At 45.3% G+C, this 16020-nt stretch carries 17 protein-coding genes; 16 read left to right on the forward strand and 1 reads right to left on the reverse strand.

Going from position 1 to position 16020, the window contains the following annotated elements:
* Positions 1 to 9 precede the first annotated feature (9 nt).
* The 13 genes from ABGV42_RS02645 (at position 10) to ABGV42_RS02705 (ending at position 13652) form a co-directional block, all read left to right on the forward strand.
* The gene (locus tag ABGV42_RS02645; RefSeq protein WP_347380254.1) at positions 10 to 795 is read left to right on the forward strand and encodes a class I SAM-dependent methyltransferase; all 786 of its coding nucleotides are present in this window, start codon (positions 10 to 12) and stop codon (positions 793 to 795) included.
* A complete protein-coding gene (gene miaA / locus ABGV42_RS02650) occupies positions 779 to 1741 on the forward strand; it encodes a tRNA (adenosine(37)-N6)-dimethylallyltransferase MiaA (protein WP_431523629.1) in 963 nt (320 codons plus the stop codon). The genes ABGV42_RS02645 and miaA overlap by 17 nt, the downstream gene beginning before the upstream one ends.
* A 202-nt stretch (positions 1742 to 1943) precedes the next feature.
* Positions 1944 to 2171, forward strand: coding sequence for a hypothetical protein (locus ABGV42_RS02655; RefSeq protein ID WP_347380256.1), 228 nt, complete (start codon positions 1944 to 1946; stop codon positions 2169 to 2171).
* Positions 2172 to 2398: 227 nt separating this feature from the next.
* Positions 2399 to 2641: an RNA chaperone Hfq gene (hfq, locus tag ABGV42_RS02660; RefSeq protein ID WP_017687918.1), complete on the forward strand. Its 243-nt coding sequence runs from the start codon at positions 2399 to 2401 to the stop codon at positions 2639 to 2641.
* A 171-nt stretch (positions 2642 to 2812) separates the two neighbouring features.
* The gene (locus ABGV42_RS02665; protein WP_347380257.1) at positions 2813 to 5494 is read left to right on the forward strand and encodes a PBP1A family penicillin-binding protein; all 2682 of its coding nucleotides are present in this window, start codon (positions 2813 to 2815) and stop codon (positions 5492 to 5494) included.
* A gap of 284 nt (positions 5495 to 5778) precedes the next feature.
* On the forward strand, positions 5779 to 6342 hold the full coding sequence (locus ABGV42_RS02670; protein ID WP_347380258.1) for a DUF402 domain-containing protein: 564 nt from the start codon (positions 5779 to 5781) through the stop codon (positions 6340 to 6342).
* A 109-nt stretch (positions 6343 to 6451) separates the two neighbouring features.
* Positions 6452 to 7423: an AAA family ATPase gene (locus ABGV42_RS02675; protein ID WP_154893792.1), complete on the forward strand. Its 972-nt coding sequence runs from the start codon at positions 6452 to 6454 to the stop codon at positions 7421 to 7423.
* 117 nt (positions 7424 to 7540) lie between these two features.
* Positions 7541 to 8824, forward strand: coding sequence for a GTPase HflX (gene hflX / locus ABGV42_RS02680; protein WP_347380259.1), 1284 nt, complete (start codon positions 7541 to 7543; stop codon positions 8822 to 8824).
* Between the two features lie 108 nt (positions 8825 to 8932).
* Positions 8933 to 10162: an aminotransferase class I/II-fold pyridoxal phosphate-dependent enzyme gene (locus ABGV42_RS02685; RefSeq protein WP_431523630.1), complete on the forward strand. Its 1230-nt coding sequence runs from the start codon at positions 8933 to 8935 to the stop codon at positions 10160 to 10162.
* 82 nt (positions 10163 to 10244) lie between these two features.
* Positions 10245 to 10658, forward strand: a complete 414-nt coding sequence (locus ABGV42_RS02690; RefSeq protein WP_095286436.1) for a MerR family transcriptional regulator — start codon at positions 10245 to 10247, stop codon at positions 10656 to 10658.
* A gap of 129 nt (positions 10659 to 10787) precedes the next feature.
* The gene (gene glnA, locus ABGV42_RS02695; RefSeq protein ID WP_347380261.1) at positions 10788 to 12116 is read left to right on the forward strand and encodes a type I glutamate--ammonia ligase; all 1329 of its coding nucleotides are present in this window, start codon (positions 10788 to 10790) and stop codon (positions 12114 to 12116) included.
* Between the two features lie 241 nt (positions 12117 to 12357).
* Positions 12358 to 12888 (forward strand): aldehyde dehydrogenase family protein, encoded by a 531-nt coding sequence (locus ABGV42_RS02700; RefSeq protein ID WP_347380262.1) that lies wholly within the window; start codon positions 12358 to 12360, stop codon positions 12886 to 12888.
* Positions 12882 to 13652, forward strand: a complete 771-nt coding sequence (locus ABGV42_RS02705; protein ID WP_347380263.1) for an aldehyde dehydrogenase family protein — start codon at positions 12882 to 12884, stop codon at positions 13650 to 13652. Before ABGV42_RS02700 ends, ABGV42_RS02705 begins: the two co-directional genes overlap by 7 nt.
* Positions 13653 to 13761: 109 nt before the next feature.
* On the opposite strand, the gene lexA is transcribed toward ABGV42_RS02705, so the two are convergent.
* The gene (lexA, locus tag ABGV42_RS02710; RefSeq protein ID WP_090916776.1) at positions 13762 to 14388 is read right to left on the reverse strand and encodes a transcriptional repressor LexA; all 627 of its coding nucleotides are present in this window, start codon (positions 14386 to 14388) and stop codon (positions 13762 to 13764) included.
* Positions 14389 to 14684: 296 nt separating this feature from the next.
* Between lexA and ABGV42_RS02715 the strand changes: the two genes are divergently transcribed.
* From ABGV42_RS02715 to ABGV42_RS02725, 3 genes are all read left to right on the forward strand, one after another.
* Positions 14685 to 15062 (forward strand): LysM peptidoglycan-binding domain-containing protein, encoded by a 378-nt coding sequence (locus ABGV42_RS02715; RefSeq protein WP_347380264.1) that lies wholly within the window; start codon positions 14685 to 14687, stop codon positions 15060 to 15062.
* A gap of 96 nt (positions 15063 to 15158) precedes the next feature.
* Positions 15159 to 15368 (forward strand): DUF896 domain-containing protein, encoded by a 210-nt coding sequence (locus tag ABGV42_RS02720; protein ID WP_347380265.1) that lies wholly within the window; start codon positions 15159 to 15161, stop codon positions 15366 to 15368.
* Positions 15369 to 15495: 127 nt separating this feature from the next.
* On the forward strand, positions 15496 to 16008 hold the full coding sequence (locus tag ABGV42_RS02725; protein WP_153979047.1) for a hypothetical protein: 513 nt from the start codon (positions 15496 to 15498) through the stop codon (positions 16006 to 16008).
* Positions 16009 to 16020 lie beyond the last annotated feature (12 nt).

Consider the following 16020-nt stretch of genomic DNA (forward strand, 5'->3'; position numbering starts at 1 on the left):
GAGGAAGTTATGTATATTACAACCGGTGATACAGAGGCACCTTCTCTTGTTGAACGCGCGCGCAAGCTCGCGGAAACGACAGGGGGCACCTATGTGCCGCGCAATAAGAAGTCTTTGCCCAGGCTGATGGAACGCTATGGCGTAGACGAAATTCTTGTCGTGCTTCAGGGCAAGGCGCGCTTGTATCGCAAGAATGCGCCGCAGCTTGAATTCCATCCCAGCATGGGATTCGTACGCGCAAAGCGTGTACTGCGCGGAGAACCTGATCCAATGCTGGAAGCGGGAGCCGTACGTGAAGGAGATACCATCATTGATTGTACAGCCGGATTGGGTACGGACGCACTGGTATTCTCCGTTGCAGCAGGTAAGCGAGGACAGGTTATTGCATGCGAAAGCTCACTGCAGCTCTATACGCTGTTGGTTGAAGGGATGTCATATTACGAGAGTAATCAGCCTGAAGTGGATGAAGCCTTTCGCAGAATTGAATTAAGGCATGCCAATCATCTGGACCTTCTTCGTTCTATGCCCGATCGAAGCTGCGATACGGTCTATTTTGATCCGATGTTCCGTGAGCCAATGATGGATTCAAGTGCAATTCAGCCCTTGCGGGATTATGCAAACTCCCATGCACTGGATATTCAAAGCATCATGGAGGCCAAACGGGTAGCCCGGAAGCGGGTTGTGATGAAAGAAAAGCGCGGCAGCGCGGAGTTTACGAGGCTCGGATTCGAGGTGCTGGATCGCGCCAATGCAAAAACACTGTACGGAGTGATAAATGTTGAAAGCGGAAGTTAAACCGAAACTGCTTGTATTGGTCGGACCGACAGCAGTAGGCAAAACAAGAATGAGTATCGAGCTCGCACAAGCGTTCAACTGCGAGATTATTTCAGGAGATTCGATGCAGGTCTATCGTGAGATGGACATCGGAACGGCCAAAATCACCCGTGAAGAGATGAAGGGCGTACCGCACCATCTCATTGATATCCATGAACCGGAATATCCATATTCAGTGGCGGAATTTCAGGAGAGCTGTACCCGTCTGATCCGTGAAATACAGGACCGCGGTAAGCTGCCCTTTATTGTTGGCGGAACCGGTCTGTATGTAGAGTCGGTTTGTTACGGATTTCAATTCTCGGAGAGCGGGTCGGATGAGGCTTTTCGGGAAGAACAGTTCCGCTATGCGGAGTTACATGGTGCTCAGGCACTGCATGACAAGCTGAGAGAAATAGATCCAATTAGTGCGGACCGGCTGCATGTGAACGACCAGCGGCGAATTGTTCGGGCTCTTGAGATTTACCACCTGACAGGGGAGAAGTTATCTGAACAGCTGGCGTCACAGAAGAAAGAATCCCCTTACGATCTGAGTATTATAGGTTTAACAATGGATCGTCAGAAGCTCTACGCGAGGGTTGAAGAGCGAATTGACCTGATGATTGAGCAAGGTTTGGTAGAAGAGGTGAGGTCACTGCTGGAACGCGGTGTTGCAAGAGGACATATTTCCATGCAGGGGTTGGGTTACAAGGAAATAGCGGCATATCTTCAAGGCGAAGTGAGCTGGGATGCTGCGGTGGAATTGCTGAAAAGGGATACTCGCCGCTTTGCCAAACGTCAACTCTCCTGGTTTCGACATATGAAGGACATTGAATGGGTGGATATGACAGATACAGAAGATTTCGCAGGAAACTACGAGCGGGTAAGTGCATTGATTAATCAAAAGTTTAACGGATTGCAGGGCGTGTGAATAGGTCCCGTTTGGGACGTTTGAACCTCTATCTCTTTATTGCTTAAAGGGTAGAGGTTTTTTATTTTGAGTGCAATAGATAGAAAATAAAGGAATAGAATCAATAAAATGATTGTAAAAAAATACCATGATTATTATGATGAAAACACATAACAACATAAGACAATGAACGATGTGTTCAAATGAGAAAGGAGGAATCATTATGGACTCAAGCATAAGTGACGGTACGAGTTTGTATCTCTTTTTGTCCGGATTATATGGAGTTGCCGTTGCCATTCTGGGTCTTATTGCCCTAATTTGGGTAATTATCGTTCTATCCAATACCAATACATACCTGAAAGTACTGATTCTCGATCGAAAAGAACGGCAGAAAATTCCGTTAACGAAGGCGTTGGCGAAACCTTTGAGAGACGAGGGGCGGCAAGGATAAAGCGCTCTAAAACGAAGATTTTGTCCCTCTTTTGCATTTTAGACAAGCGGTGTATAATGGATAAGTCTTCTAACTGCACGCCAGGCTGATTCCGAGATGCAAAATAGTAGACAAGGGGTTTTTGTGGATTATATGAAAGTGTTCATGATATAATAGCACGAAAGCTACTCAGCGATATTGAATACATCTTAAACACGAATTCAAATGAACCAATGGGGGTACGGCTAATGAACAAGTCCATCAACATCCAAGATACGTTCTTGAACCAACTGCGGAAAGAAAACATTCCTGCTACGGTCTATCTGACCAACGGCTTCCAAATCCGTGGAACGATCAAGGCATTTGACAATTTTACGATCGTCATTGACAGCGACGGACGCCAGCAAATGGTCTACAAGCACGCCATCTCCACGTTCACGCCGCAACGCAGCGTATCGCTGATGCAGCAGGATAACAGCGGCGAAGCTTAAAAAATTACGAAACCTTTTCTACAACCATTTCGTCTACAAGTATAGGAATTGAAGCAGAGCAACCTTAACAAGGGTTGTTCTTTTCATTCCGGGCAAAAAAGGTTTATGATAAGCCTTAGCCAAATACAGGCGAATAGAAATTACGCAACCGAAAGGGAGTCAGGAGGTAACATGCCAAACGATCCGTTGTCGAGGTCTAATAATCGCAACAATAATAACAAGTCAACCAAAAAAGCGAAAACAAAGACCTCTAAAAAGAAAAAAATTACGGGTAAACGCGTTGGGTGGACACTATTTTTCACTATGGCAATCGCCATCTTTTGTGCACTTGGCGGGTATCTGTTCATCATGGTAAGTGGTGAGCGGCTGCTTACAGCCAACATGGACAAAACAACAATTAATGAGACGTCGAAAGTATATGATCGCAATGGCCAATTAATGGGCGAGCTGTCCATTCAGAAACTGGAACCAGTTGATGAAGATGAGATTCCCGAGTTGGTGAAGGAAGCTTTTGTGGCCACAGAGGATAAACGTTTTTACGAGCACCAGGGTGTGGATATCTGGTCTATCGGACGTGCTGCGGTAAAAGACGTTATGGCCCGTTCCATGGTGGAGGGCGGCAGTACGCTAACCCAGCAGCTAGCGAAGAACATGTTCCTGTCCCGTGACAAAACATTCTTCCGGAAAGCAACGGAAGTATCCATTGCGATGGCTTTGGAGCGCAAGTACACAAAAGACGAGATTTTGACGATGTACCTGAATCGGATTTTCTTCGGTCACCAGCGTTATGGCATTAAGGCCGCGTCCGAGTTTTATTTCGGGGAAAAAGATTTGAATAAACTTGAGCTATGGGAAATTGCCACACTGGCAGCGATGCCTAAAGGGCCATCCGCCTATAACCCACTGAGCAATCCGAATGATTCCAAAGCACGCCGCGGCGTGGTGCTGCAGCTGATGTACGAACAAGGCTACATCACGAAGGAAGAAATGGATGAAGCGAAAGCAGTGGATTACGATTATACGCCACCGGAGAAAGAGCAAAAATATCAAGCCTTTATCGATTATGTTCTTCGTGAAGCGGAACGCGTAACAGGCAAAACAGAAGATGATCTGAATATCGGGGGATACAAGATTTATACAACCATGGATGCTCAGGCACAGACAGCCATGGAAAGTGCATTCTCGGATGACAGTTTATTTGAGGAAAGTAAAGATGACCAGAAGGTCCAGGGATCAATGGTCATCATGAACCATGAAAATGGTAGTCTGGTTGCCCTCCTGGGTGGTCGTGACTATCAAACGAAAGGGTACAGCCGGGTAACACAGAGCCGGAGACAGCCGGGATCAGCATTCAAGCCCATCGTATCGTATGCCCCTGCACTGGAGTCTGGCGACTATAACGCCAATTCGCCACTGAGCAATCAGAAGCAGTGCTTTGGCGATTATTGTCCAGGGAACTTGCACGGATACTCTTCAACAATCAGCATGACGGAAGCCATTACGAAGTCGGAGAACATTCCTGCCGTATGGCTGCTTGATAAAATAGGTGTAAATACAGGCGTGCAGTTTGCCAAGAGTGTAGGCATACAGCTTACAGATGAGGATAAGAACCTTGCGATCGCACTGGGTGGTCTGAGTAAAGGTACCAATACCCTTGAGATGGCACAAGCCTATAGTGCATTTGCCAACCTGGGTGAATATCAAGAGGCGTATTCGATCAAGGAAATCAAAGACAGCTCGGATAAGTCTGTTTACAAGCATGACAAGTCAGACACGACGCGTGTCATGAGTGAACAAAATGCATATGCGTTGACTCAGATGCTTCAAAACGTAGTTAATGATGGTACAGGACGTTCGGCAAGGCTGGATCGTCCGGTAGCAGGTAAAACCGGTACGGTGCAAAGCGGTATCGCAGGCAACAGCGCGAACCGTGATGTATGGTTTGTCGGATATACGCCTGAATGGACTGCTGCAGTCTGGATGGGATATGACAATCCCGATGCAACCCATATGCTCAAAAACAGCAGTAAGCTATCCGCTGCTTTCTTCGCCAAAGTCATGACTGATGCACTGAAGGGTGTACCTGTTAAGGACTTTGAAGCGCCTAAAGGTGCACAGGCACCACCGGCGGAAGAAATACAACCGGAGCAGCCTCAATTGTCGGTTAGTGGATTAAGCGGGGCGTATGATCCGAATTCTCAGACGGTTTCGCTTAACTGGACAGGAACAGGAGATGCGAATACTCAATATCGTATCTACCGGAAAGAAACGTCCGAAGCACAATTCACGCATCTGATTGATTCAGTGGGATCGACGAGTGCACAGGATTTAAGTGCACTTCCAGGTCTGACATACGAGTATTATGTTACAGCGTTTGATGCGGCTTCTGGACTGGAAACGGATCCTTCCAATACGATATCACTCATGATAGAAGCGCAGGAGATCGAACCAGTGGAACCAGAACCGGGCACAGACCCTGGAACGGATCCGGGCACTGAACAGCCTGGTATAGAGAATCCGGATACGGGTTCACCGGACAACGGGAATACTGGCGAGAACAACGGCAACAATGGAAATGACGGAAGTAACGGCAACAACGGCAATGGTAATGGAAACAATGGGAATGGTAACGGTAATGGTAACAATGGAGGACAAGGGCAAGGCAACGGCCAGCCTGGTGATGGAAGTACGTCCCCAGGAACGGGCACTACCGAACCTGGTGGGAACAATGATGGTTCCAGCGACGGTTCGGTTACGACTCCTGGTGAAGTTGTTACACCGGATACCGGAACAGACAGCAATACAGGCGAAAATGATGGTTCGGTTGAAACACAGACCGGAAACGATGGTTAACTTCAACCGAATATCACGAGCGCATCTCTTAGACCTGCTTCCCGAATGATCGGTGAAGCAGGTTTTTTGTTTTAGACAGCTGCATTTCAACTCCATTTACGTCGCTGAATCGGTGGGGCAAAGCTTAATTTTGAGTGTATAACTTAAATATGGTAAGCTGTAGCTATCGTAATACGTTGTGCAAAACTGATTCGTAAGTCATGGAATCGGCTGTGCGGACGTTATTCAGTGTTCACCAATATGAGAACAGGTCAGGGGCCTGTAGTCGGCAAAGAGGGGTTCGTATGAAACGGAAATTCGGGGACCGCGCGAACTGGCGCCGGATTACGAACCGACAATTTACATGCCGGTTCGTACAATCCAAAATTTTTACGGGTTACATTACGTTGTATACCATACAGGATTTGAAAGAACCTCTGTGGAAAACCTATGGGGGAAGTACTTTCTGCATCGCGGATAAAGGGTATTCTTGGCTGCAGTATTACCCGAAGGGAGAGCATTTTGTGGTAACGGCCATGTTTGATGATCAGGAACGGATCGTTGAATGGTATATTGATACCTGTCGAAGCCAAGGCATCACGGATCAGGGGGTTCCCTGGTTTGATGATCTCTATCTCGATGTTGTCGTCCTGAAAGATGGAGAGGTATTCTTGCTGGATGAAGATGAGCTTGAGGACGCCCTTTCGCGTAAACATATCACCACCGGCGATTATGATCTGGCTAACCGGACGGCCAAAGAATTGCTGCATGCTATTGATGCTCATGTATTTCCTTATTTTCAACTATCATTGAAGCATCGGCAAACCTTGTTTGAGAACGGGGAGTTTCGCAAAAATGTTCAAATCTGAGTTTTGACCAAGCAGAGAATTACTTCGCCATCCTTCTAATATTGGAGCATCTGATAGAATACATTATTAATCAGGAGAGATCAGCCCGATAAAATAGAGGTGATGGCGAATGAACGGACGGGTTATGGCTGCAGGAGGGCAACCGGGAGGCAGACCATCCAGACAAATTAATGTTGTATTGCGCAACCAGGAGCCTCAGATGTTGGCCAAGGAAGAGGAGACACCACTTCAGGCAGTAAAGGGATTAGCTAAGCACAGCCATTTTCAGGAGATTCAGGGTGAGCTGGAGCAGTTGGTTGGGCTGGAAAACATCAAGGATCTCGTATTTGAAATCTATGCATTTTTGCAAATCGCCCAGATGCGTTCTGAGGCAGGCCTAATCAGTGGAGCACATGTGTATCATATGATTTTCAAAGGAAATCCAGGGACAGGAAAAACAACGGTTGCGCGGATTGTCGCCAAGCTGTTCCAAAAGATGGGCGTGCTCAGCAAAGGTCACCTCATTGAGGTAGAGCGGGCCGATCTGGTGGGAGAATACATTGGACATACAGCGCAGAAAACACGTGATCTGGTGAAGAAAGCACTTGGAGGCATCTTGTTTATCGACGAGGCATACAGCTTGGCTCGCGGAGGCGAGAAGGATTTTGGCAAGGAAGCGATTGATACGCTTGTAAAATCCATGGAAGATCATAAAAATCAATTCATACTGATCCTGGCAGGGTACTCTGAAGAAATTGATTTCTTTCTGCAGACCAATCCGGGATTACCATCCCGATTTCCTATTCAGGTTGAATTTCCGGATTACAGTATAGATCAGTTAATACAAATTTCAGAGATTATGGCCAAAGAGCGAGACTATATTTTAATGCCACAGACCATCCTGAAATTGAAGCAGCATTTGCTGCAGGAAAAAAATGAATCTCTACATGCTTTCAGCAATGCTCGATATGTTCGAAATGCAATTGAGCGCTCCATACGTCATCAGGCGGTTCGATTGCTGGAACAGTATACCCAGGGCAGCCCAGGGAAATTGGAACTGATGACGATTCGAACAGAGGATTTGAAGTTTGAGCGAAAGTAAGCGATAATAGTTTTTTTGGAGCAGCCGGCCGGGTTAACCGGTTCGGCTTAAAGCACGCTGCGAGGGAACAATAACCGTAATAGATGAAGCTGAGTTTAGAAGGAGGTCACATTGAATATGACAATTACCCATGATACAGATCAAGTTAAGAAAGACCGCGCCGTATTGGTGAGTTTGATCACAGATGAAGTGAAGCGCTCGGGGATTAATCCGGAGTACTCTTTGGAGGAATTGGTGAAGCTTGCGGAGACAGCAGGCGTTGAAGTGCTGAGTGTATTGTCCCAGAACCGGGAAACTCGTGATACAAAGTGGTTTATCGGAAAAGGGAAAGTGGAGGAGCTTCGTGCAATCGCAGAGGAATTGGGTGCTACCACAGCGATATTCGATCAAGAATTGTCTGGAGCTCAGGTTCGTAACCTGGAAGAGGCGCTGGATCTCAAAATTATCGACCGCACCCAGTTGATTTTGGATATTTTCGCTCAACGCGCGAACACAAGAGAAGGTATCATTCAGGTCGAATTGGCCCAACTTAGCTATTTGCTTCCACGACTATCGGGGCATGGCAAGAACCTCTCACGGCTGGGCGGAGGAATCGGAACACGTGGACCAGGGGAAAGCAAGCTCGAGACGGATCGTCGTCATATCCGGGGACGCATTGATGATCTGAAACGGCATCTGGAAGAGGTTACACGGCATCGCAAACTTCACCGCGAGCGTCGCAAAAAGACGGGCATTGTACAGGTTGCACTTGTAGGCTATACGAATGCAGGCAAATCGACACTGCTTAAACAATTGACTGCCGCTGACGTATATATTCAGGATCAGTTGTTTGCAACGCTGGATCCGACTTCACGTACGATGGAACTTCCGAGCGGTAAAGAAATCGTCCTTACGGATACGGTAGGGTTTATTCAAAACCTTCCCCATGATCTCATTGCAGCTTTCCGTGCAACGCTGGAAGAAGTGAACGAAGCAGATCTTATTTTGCATGTTGTGGATGCATCCTCTGCAATGCGGGAAGATCAGATGAGAACAGTACATGAAATTCTCCAGCAGCTGGGATCCGGGGACAAGTCTCAATTGGTGCTCTATAACAAAAAAGATGCATGTACACCAGAGCAGTTAGAAATGCTTCCTCTGGACAAAGATCATATGAAGGTAAGTGCACTGGAAGAGGCTGACTTGCTGAAGATTCGCGAGCGAATTCAGGAAGAGTTGACAGGCGACACGAAACGGTTCCGCATTCCCGCAGAGCGCGGAGATCTTACATCCGTCCTCTATAAAGTCGGAGATGTGGTTGAAACCACTTTTGAAGAAAATGATGTGATCTATCAAGTTGAGCTGCAAAAAGGGGAATACGAAAAATACGGTTATTTACTTGAAGATTTCATTGAACTGTAATATACATGACACATTGGTATGGTAAGTTGACACGATAATCGATATTATGCGTTAGATTAGTGCATTGAAGGGGAATGAAGTAAGATGGCAAGCATGGATACAGAGATTATGGAGCTGCAGCAACAAGTTGAGGCCCAGATTGAACAACAAATGAAAATGATTGACGGGATTACGGATTACAACCAGTGGAAGGTCATTGATGCGTTTCAACGCAAACAAGTCAGTGATTATCATTTTGCCGGTTCCACGGGGTACGCATATAACGATCGTGGCCGGGAAGTGCTGGATGAGGTATATGCGGACGTCTTTGGCGCTGAGGCAGCGTTGGTGCGTCCTCATTTTGCCTCAGGAACACATACGATTGCTACCGCTCTCTTTGGCGTACTGCGCCCAGGTGACGAGTTGTTATACATCACAGGTAAACCTTATGACACATTGCACAAAGTGATTGGCAGTCCGGAAGATGGAACCGGATCTCTTCGGGATTTCGGTATCGGCTACCGTGAAACCGCTTTGCTTGCAGATGGCAGTGTGGATTGGGATGCAGTTAAGGAGAACATTACAGCTTCAACCAAAGTAGTTGGTATCCAGCGTTCACGTGGATATGACTGGCGTTCTTCCTTCTGTATTGAAGAGATAGAGGATATGGTCAAACGGGTAAAGGCTATTAAGGAAGATGTTATCGTGTTCGTGGATAACTGTTATGGCGAATTTACGGAGAAACGCGAACCGACAGAGGTCGGGGTAGATCTGATGGCAGGTTCACTAATCAAAAATCCTGGCGGAGGTCTTGCTGAAACCGGGGGTTACATATGCGGGAAGGAAAAGTATGTACAACTGGCGGCGTATCGTTTGACTGCACCTGGCATTGGTGGTGAGGTTGGTGCCATGTTGGGAACAACACGCGGGATCTATCAGGGACTTTACATGGCCCCGACCATTGTGGGACAAGCCATTAAGGGCAGTACCTTTGCCGCTGCGATGTTTGCTGCTTCTGGATTTGTGACCAAACCTGCTTGGAATGAGACACGCACGGATTTGATCCAAGCTGTACAATTTTCCTCCGCGGAGCACCTGATCGCTTTTGTACAAGGAATTCAGCGTGCTGCGGCAGTGGATAGTCACGTAGTTCCGGAGCCATGGGACATGCCTGGTTATGAACATCCCGTCATTATGGCAGCAGGTACGTTTATACAGGGCGGAAGCCTGGAATTGTCAGCGGATGCGCCTATTCGAGAGCCGTATATCGGTTACATGCAGGGAGGATTAACCTACTCTCATGTTAAATATGGCGTTTTGATGGCGCTGCAGACGATGAAAGATCGTAAATTATTGTGAGTTTATCTAACACGTCATTGACACTTAGTAATAACTAAATGTACAATAGGGTGAAGAATAGATGACTGGAAGGTTGATGAACATGGGTGACGAAATTCGCAGAAATATGGCCTTATTCCCGATAGGTATTGTGATGAAACTTACGGATCTGTCAGCTCGTCAGATTCGATATTATGAGCAGCACAGCTTGATTGTACCGGCAAGAACATCAGGTAACCAACGTTTGTTTTCCTTTAATGACGTAGAACGATTGCTGGAGATTAAGGCTTTAATCGAAAAAGGCGTTAATATTGCCGGCATCAAACAGGTTATGAATCCGGTATCCAAGGAATCTGAAGAAGCGACAGTCATCACCGCAGATACAGAAGTGAAGCGCAGAGAACTGTCGGATACACAGCTGCACCGTTTATTGAAGCAACAGCTGGTTTCGGGTAAGAGACCTGGACAAGTATCTCTCATTCAGGGAGAGCTTTCCCGATTTTTTAATAAAAAGTAAGTTCGCATAACTTGGCGAGTGAGGGGAAATCATGCAGTTGTGATGGCAGACTCCTTGACCCGTCGAACTTTCTAATGTACAAATATAACAGGCAAGCCAAATACGCAGATAAGAAAGGGAGAGGTTATAGTGAGTTATACAAAAGAAGACATTCTCCGCATTTCGAAAGAAGAAAACGTACGATTCATTCGATTGCAATTTACTGATTTGCTTGGAGCTATCAAAAACGTTGAGATTCCTGTGAGCCAGTTGACTAAGGCTCTGGATAACAAAATGATGTTTGATGGATCTTCCATCGAAGGTTATGTACGTATTGAAGAGTCCGACATGTACCTCTATCCAGATCTAGATTCTTGGCTTATTTTCCCATGGGTAGCAGAGAACCGTGTTGCTCGTCTGATTTGCGACGTATATCTTCCGGATGGTAATCCGTTCCCAGGAGATCCGCGTGGCATCTTGAAACGAAACCTGAAGGAAGCCGAAGAAATGGGATTCACTTCCTTCAACGTCGGTCCTGAACCAGAGTTCTTCTTGTTCAAAACAGACGAAAAAGGAAACCCGACTAACGAACTGAATGACCAAGGTGGATATTTCGACCTTGCGCCTACGGATCTTGGTGAAAACTGTCGTCGTGACATCGTTATCACACTTGAAGAAATGGGCTTTGAGATCGAAGCTTCCCACCATGAGGTAGCTCCAGGCCAGCATGAGATCGACTTTAAATATGCTGATGCTCTAAAAGCAGCAGACCAGATCCAAACGTTCAAACTCGTTGTTAAAACGATTGCACGTCAGCATGGTCTACATGCTACCTTTATGCCGAAACCGCTGTTTGGTATGAACGGCTCCGGTATGCACTGTAACCAATCCTTGTTCCAAGGCAATGTGAACGCATTCGTTGACGAGTCGGACGAGCTGGGTCTGAGCAAAACTGCACGTCACTTCATGGCTGGAACTCTAAAGCATGCGCGTGCGTTTGCAGCAATTACTAACCCAACTGTGAACTCATACAAACGTCTTGTACCAGGTTATGAAGCCCCTTGTTATGTAGCATGGTCCGCAAGTAACCGTAGCCCAATGATCCGTATTCCAGCTTCCCGTGGTCTGAGTACACGTGTTGAGGTTCGTAACCCGGATCCGGCTGCTAACCCTTACTTGGCTTTGGCTGTTTTATTGAAAGCAGGTCTGGACGGAATCAAACGTGAGCTTTCCTTACCAGCTCCGATTGACCGTAACATCTACATCATGTCAGATGAAGAGCGTGTGGAAGAAGGCATTCCAAGCTTGCCAGCTGACCTGAAAGAAGCATTGAATGAATTGATCCGCAGCGAAGTCATCTGTGATGCTCTTGGCGATCACGCCTTGGCTCACTTCTACGAGCTGAAAGAAATTGAGTGGGACATGTACCGTACACAAGTCCACCAATGGGAACGCGATCAATATATCACGTTGTACTAATATGGAAAGCCCTTGGCGCAATAGCGCTAAGGGCTTTTTTTTAATGGATAACATAATGGAACAGAGGTGAGTAATAATTAAAAAAATAGCTACATTTAATAGTATACATATAAGTGAGAGTAAAAATACATATTTTCGAGAGAAAAGCTATTTTGATATGTTGATAATTTCATATAAACAAGATATAATACAAATATATTTTTAGCAATTTAATTTATGAAAATTTATTGGAGATGTTTATATGGAACAAGCGAAGCAACTCGTTGCAAGCCAGCGGGCATTCTTTTATACAGGACAAACCAAAAATATTGATTATCGGGTTGATGCTCTTCAACAATTAAGACGGGGGATCGAGAAGTATCACCAGCGGATATTGGATGCACTGCATGCTGATCTGAATAAATCGGAAACAGAGGCGTATAACTCTGAGATTCGCATCGTTTTGGGTGAACTGGATTTCGCACTAGATCATCTTAAGGAATGGGCGGCTCCTAGAGCTGTGCCTACAAGTGCTGTGATACCTGATGGTATAAGTACGATCTACCCAGAACCTTATGGAGTTGCTCTTATTATTGCACCATGGAACTATCCGTTCCAACTGGCTTTCGGTCCTTTGATTGGTGCAATTGCAGCGGGTAACTGTGCCATCATTAAACCGTCTGAATTAACGCCGGCTGTATCACGTTTGACGTATGACCTGATTGTGGATATCTTCCCAGAGGAATATATAGGGGTCAGGAAGGTGAAGTCGAAACCAACACAGCCTTGTTGAACGAGAAGTTTGATTATATTTTCTTCACAGGCAGCACTGGTGTTGGCCGCATCGTCATGAAAGCAGCAGCTGAGCATCTTACTCCGGTGACGCTTGAACTGGGAGGTAAAAGCCCTGTAATTGTTCATAAAGATGCAGATTTGCAGTTGGCAGCCCAGCGGATCGTTCGCGGCAAGTTTTTGAATGCTGGCCAGACCTGTGTTGCTCCGGATTACTTGCTTGTACATCAAGATGTACACGACAAGCTGCTTGAAGAGATTGGGGCAGAAATACAAGATAAATTCGGTAAGAATGTTATGGGAAATCCTGATTTTCCGCATATCGTCAACACACGTAACTTTGATCGATTATCTGTTTTCTTAGAAGGTGGTCATGCTCTGATTGGTGGTCGTTCTAATCGGGATCAGCTGCTTATTGAACCTACCTTGGTAGGAAATGTGGATTGGGACTCGCCAGTTATGCAAGAAGAGATATTTGGTCCAATTCTTCCGGTCATGACCTACGACGATCTCAATCCGTTGCTGGCTGAGATAGTGCGCCGTCCAAAACCCTTGGCACTATACCTGTTCACTCAGAATGCGGAGCTGCAGAATCAGGTCTTGAACCAAGTGTCCTTCGGTGGAGGATGTATCAATGATACGTTGTCTCATATGACTTCACACTATTTACCGTTTGGTGGAGTAGGGGAGAGTGGAATGGGGTCATACCATGGTAAACAAAGCTTTGAAGTATTCTCACATCACAAAAGCATTCTTAAAAGATAAGAAATGTAATTTAGTAAAATCGAAAGAATAGCAGAAAAAAAGAGGTTGTCCTGTTGAACAGGGCAACCTCTTTTTGTGGGTACAGTTCATCTGATTAGATGTTGCAAGACTAGTGAATATCACGGAAAAGGCCAATGACTTTACCCAAAATGCTAACATGTTTTAAACGAAGCGGTTCCAATGTTGCATTCTCAGGCTGAAGACGAATGTGGTCTTTCTCTTTGTAGAATGTTTTAACTGTAGCTTCGTCATCTTCAGTCATTGCAACGACAATATCACCGTTATCTGCTGTTTGCTGCTGACGCACGATAACATAGTCCCCGTTAACGATCCCTGCTTCAATCATACTGTCGCCAACGACAGAGAGCATAAATACTTTCTGTTCACCAACATAATGTGTCGGAAGCGGGAAATAATCTTCGATGTTCTCTGTTGCGGTAATTGGAACCCCTGCTGTGACTTTACCTACAACAGGAATGCGAGCAACACTGTGTGCAAACTGATGGGAGTGTTCTGATTCCTCCTGGCTTAACAACTCAATGGCTCTCGGTTTGGTAGGGTCACGTCTAATGAGACCTTTCTTCTCCAAGCGGTCCAGATGTCCATGGACCGTAGAGCTGGAAGCCAGTCCAACCGCTTCTCCAATTTCACGTACGGAAGGAGGATATCCCTTCAACCGGACTTCATTGCGTATAAACTCCAGAATAGCCTGCTGCCTGCTGGATATCTTCGACATACCGTATCAACCCCATTTTAGTAACGTTTGGGAAAATTATAACATAGAACCTCCGTTCGTACAAACATAAGTTCTAAATAAAATCCGATAAAATCAATGTTTTTGAGTGAATCTTTTGTGTGGTTCATCGCATGTATGAAATAGTAAAACTGCGATTAGGATTTGCCTATAGAATTCCGGAAGATTAGGAGTTCAAAATAAAGCGAACAATTGTTCTAAAAATCTGTTGTACAAAACAAGTGTTCGTGTTATATTGTTTTTAACAGATAGGAACAAACGTTTGGAGGACGATTGATATGAGATATTCCACTTATCAAAGTATTTATGAACCGGTGAATTCGGAAGCGGTCAAGTCTAACATAGGTAATTTTAAGAAATGGTTTACAGAAGCCAAGATGCCAACATGGATGTTGAAATTGATTATGGCATCGTTAATCATATTTATTGGTTGCAGTACTGTATTGACAGTGTTTGCAGGAGACGAGAATAATGTTCTCCCTGGCAGTAAAATAGCTGTGTCCCAAGGGGAAACATTGTGGAGCTTGTCATTGGAACATAAACCGGAAAATATGGATACACGTGTATATGTAGAAGCAATAAAGAAAGTAAATCAACTTCATTCGACATCAATTCAAGCAGGACAAGTACTAATTTTGCCGCAATTTACACCTTGAAATCATGATTCATTTAAGCGAGTAAGTAACAGCCTTGACAAGCCGCCTCGATCATGTCAAAGTTAGTATGACTTTGTATTTTTGGAGGGGACAAGCTTGGATATAGATAGCCTGGTAGCACGGATTAATGAATTGGCTCGTAAACAAAAGTCCGTTGGACTTTCAGAGGAAGAACTTGCCGAACGTGCTAAACTTAGAGAAATTTACTTAAACAACATCCGCAGCAACTTCAGACAGCAACTGGATTCCATTGAAATTGTAGATGATGAGAAGGATCAGGGCCACCAAGGCAAACTCAAACACTAAGGAAACCTAAAGATATCATTATGATATTTAGGTTTCTTCCTTTTATTTTGAGAATGCAAATCTATAGGGGGAATGTCGGTTTACGATTTTTGTAAGCCGATACAAAGATGACATAAGGGGGATTCTCATGGCTCGTTCGTTCGAGAGAACGGTTCGGAAAAATTCAAAGCAGTTGAATCAGCAGCGCAAAAAAAATGGTCAACCGATTTCGGGTACGCCCGGTGAGGACATTTTCAAAGGACGCAGTCTTCTGTTTCCTATTTTCCTAATCGGTCTTGCGTTTTTGTATCTGTTTATGAGCACATTTCTTGTTAAAGCTCCGATGACAACATGGGACTGGGTTACCATGCTGTTGTATGTATTTTTGGCTGTGATTTTTATGCTTCGCCGTCCTTACATTAAAATCGGGAGCAACCGGATTATAACAACCAAAGGGAATCGGGAACGCTCCATTGGAGTAGATGACATCGTTAAGTTCAGATTTGAGCAGGGAACGGTAGTTATCGAACATAATAGCCGCGGTAAAAGATGGGTGTTCACTAAACTGTTGAACCGCTATGATACAGATGCCATTACTGAACGACTTCTTAAATTTGCCAAAGCACATCAGATTACTGTAGAAACAGACGAGAAAAAGTAATTATTCACAAAG

Source organism: Paenibacillus pabuli (assembly GCF_039831995.1).
Taxonomy (GTDB): domain Bacteria; phylum Bacillota; class Bacilli; order Paenibacillales; family Paenibacillaceae; genus Paenibacillus; species Paenibacillus pabuli_C.

Bases quoted from the DNA above. Each gene is read 5' to 3' on its own strand.
- lexA (WP_090916776.1), bottom strand. From the start codon at position 14,388: ATGTCGAAGATATCCAGCAGGCAGCAGGCTATTCTGGAGTTTATACGC.
- ABGV42_RS02700 (WP_347380262.1), top strand. From the start codon at position 12,358: ATGGAACAAGCGAAGCAACTCGTTGCAAGCCAGCGGGCATTCTTTTAT.
- ABGV42_RS02685 (WP_431523630.1), top strand. From the start codon at position 8,933: ATGGAGCTGCAGCAACAAGTTGAGGCCCAGATTGAACAACAAATGAAA.
- hfq (WP_017687918.1), top strand. From the start codon at position 2,399: ATGAACAAGTCCATCAACATCCAAGATACGTTCTTGAACCAACTGCGG.
- ABGV42_RS02715 (WP_347380264.1), top strand. From the start codon at position 14,685: ATGAGATATTCCACTTATCAAAGTATTTATGAACCGGTGAATTCGGAA.
- ABGV42_RS02725 (WP_153979047.1), top strand. From the start codon at position 15,496: ATGGCTCGTTCGTTCGAGAGAACGGTTCGGAAAAATTCAAAGCAGTTG.
- ABGV42_RS02665 (WP_347380257.1), top strand. From the start codon at position 2,813: ATGCCAAACGATCCGTTGTCGAGGTCTAATAATCGCAACAATAATAAC.
- hflX (WP_347380259.1), top strand. From the start codon at position 7,541: ATGACAATTACCCATGATACAGATCAAGTTAAGAAAGACCGCGCCGTA.
- ABGV42_RS02645 (WP_347380254.1), top strand. From the start codon at position 10: ATGTATATTACAACCGGTGATACAGAGGCACCTTCTCTTGTTGAACGC.
- ABGV42_RS02690 (WP_095286436.1), top strand. From the start codon at position 10,245: ATGGGTGACGAAATTCGCAGAAATATGGCCTTATTCCCGATAGGTATT.
- ABGV42_RS02655 (WP_347380256.1), top strand. From the start codon at position 1,944: ATGGACTCAAGCATAAGTGACGGTACGAGTTTGTATCTCTTTTTGTCC.
- ABGV42_RS02670 (WP_347380258.1), top strand. From the start codon at position 5,779: ATGAAACGGAAATTCGGGGACCGCGCGAACTGGCGCCGGATTACGAAC.
- ABGV42_RS02675 (WP_154893792.1), top strand. From the start codon at position 6,452: ATGAACGGACGGGTTATGGCTGCAGGAGGGCAACCGGGAGGCAGACCA.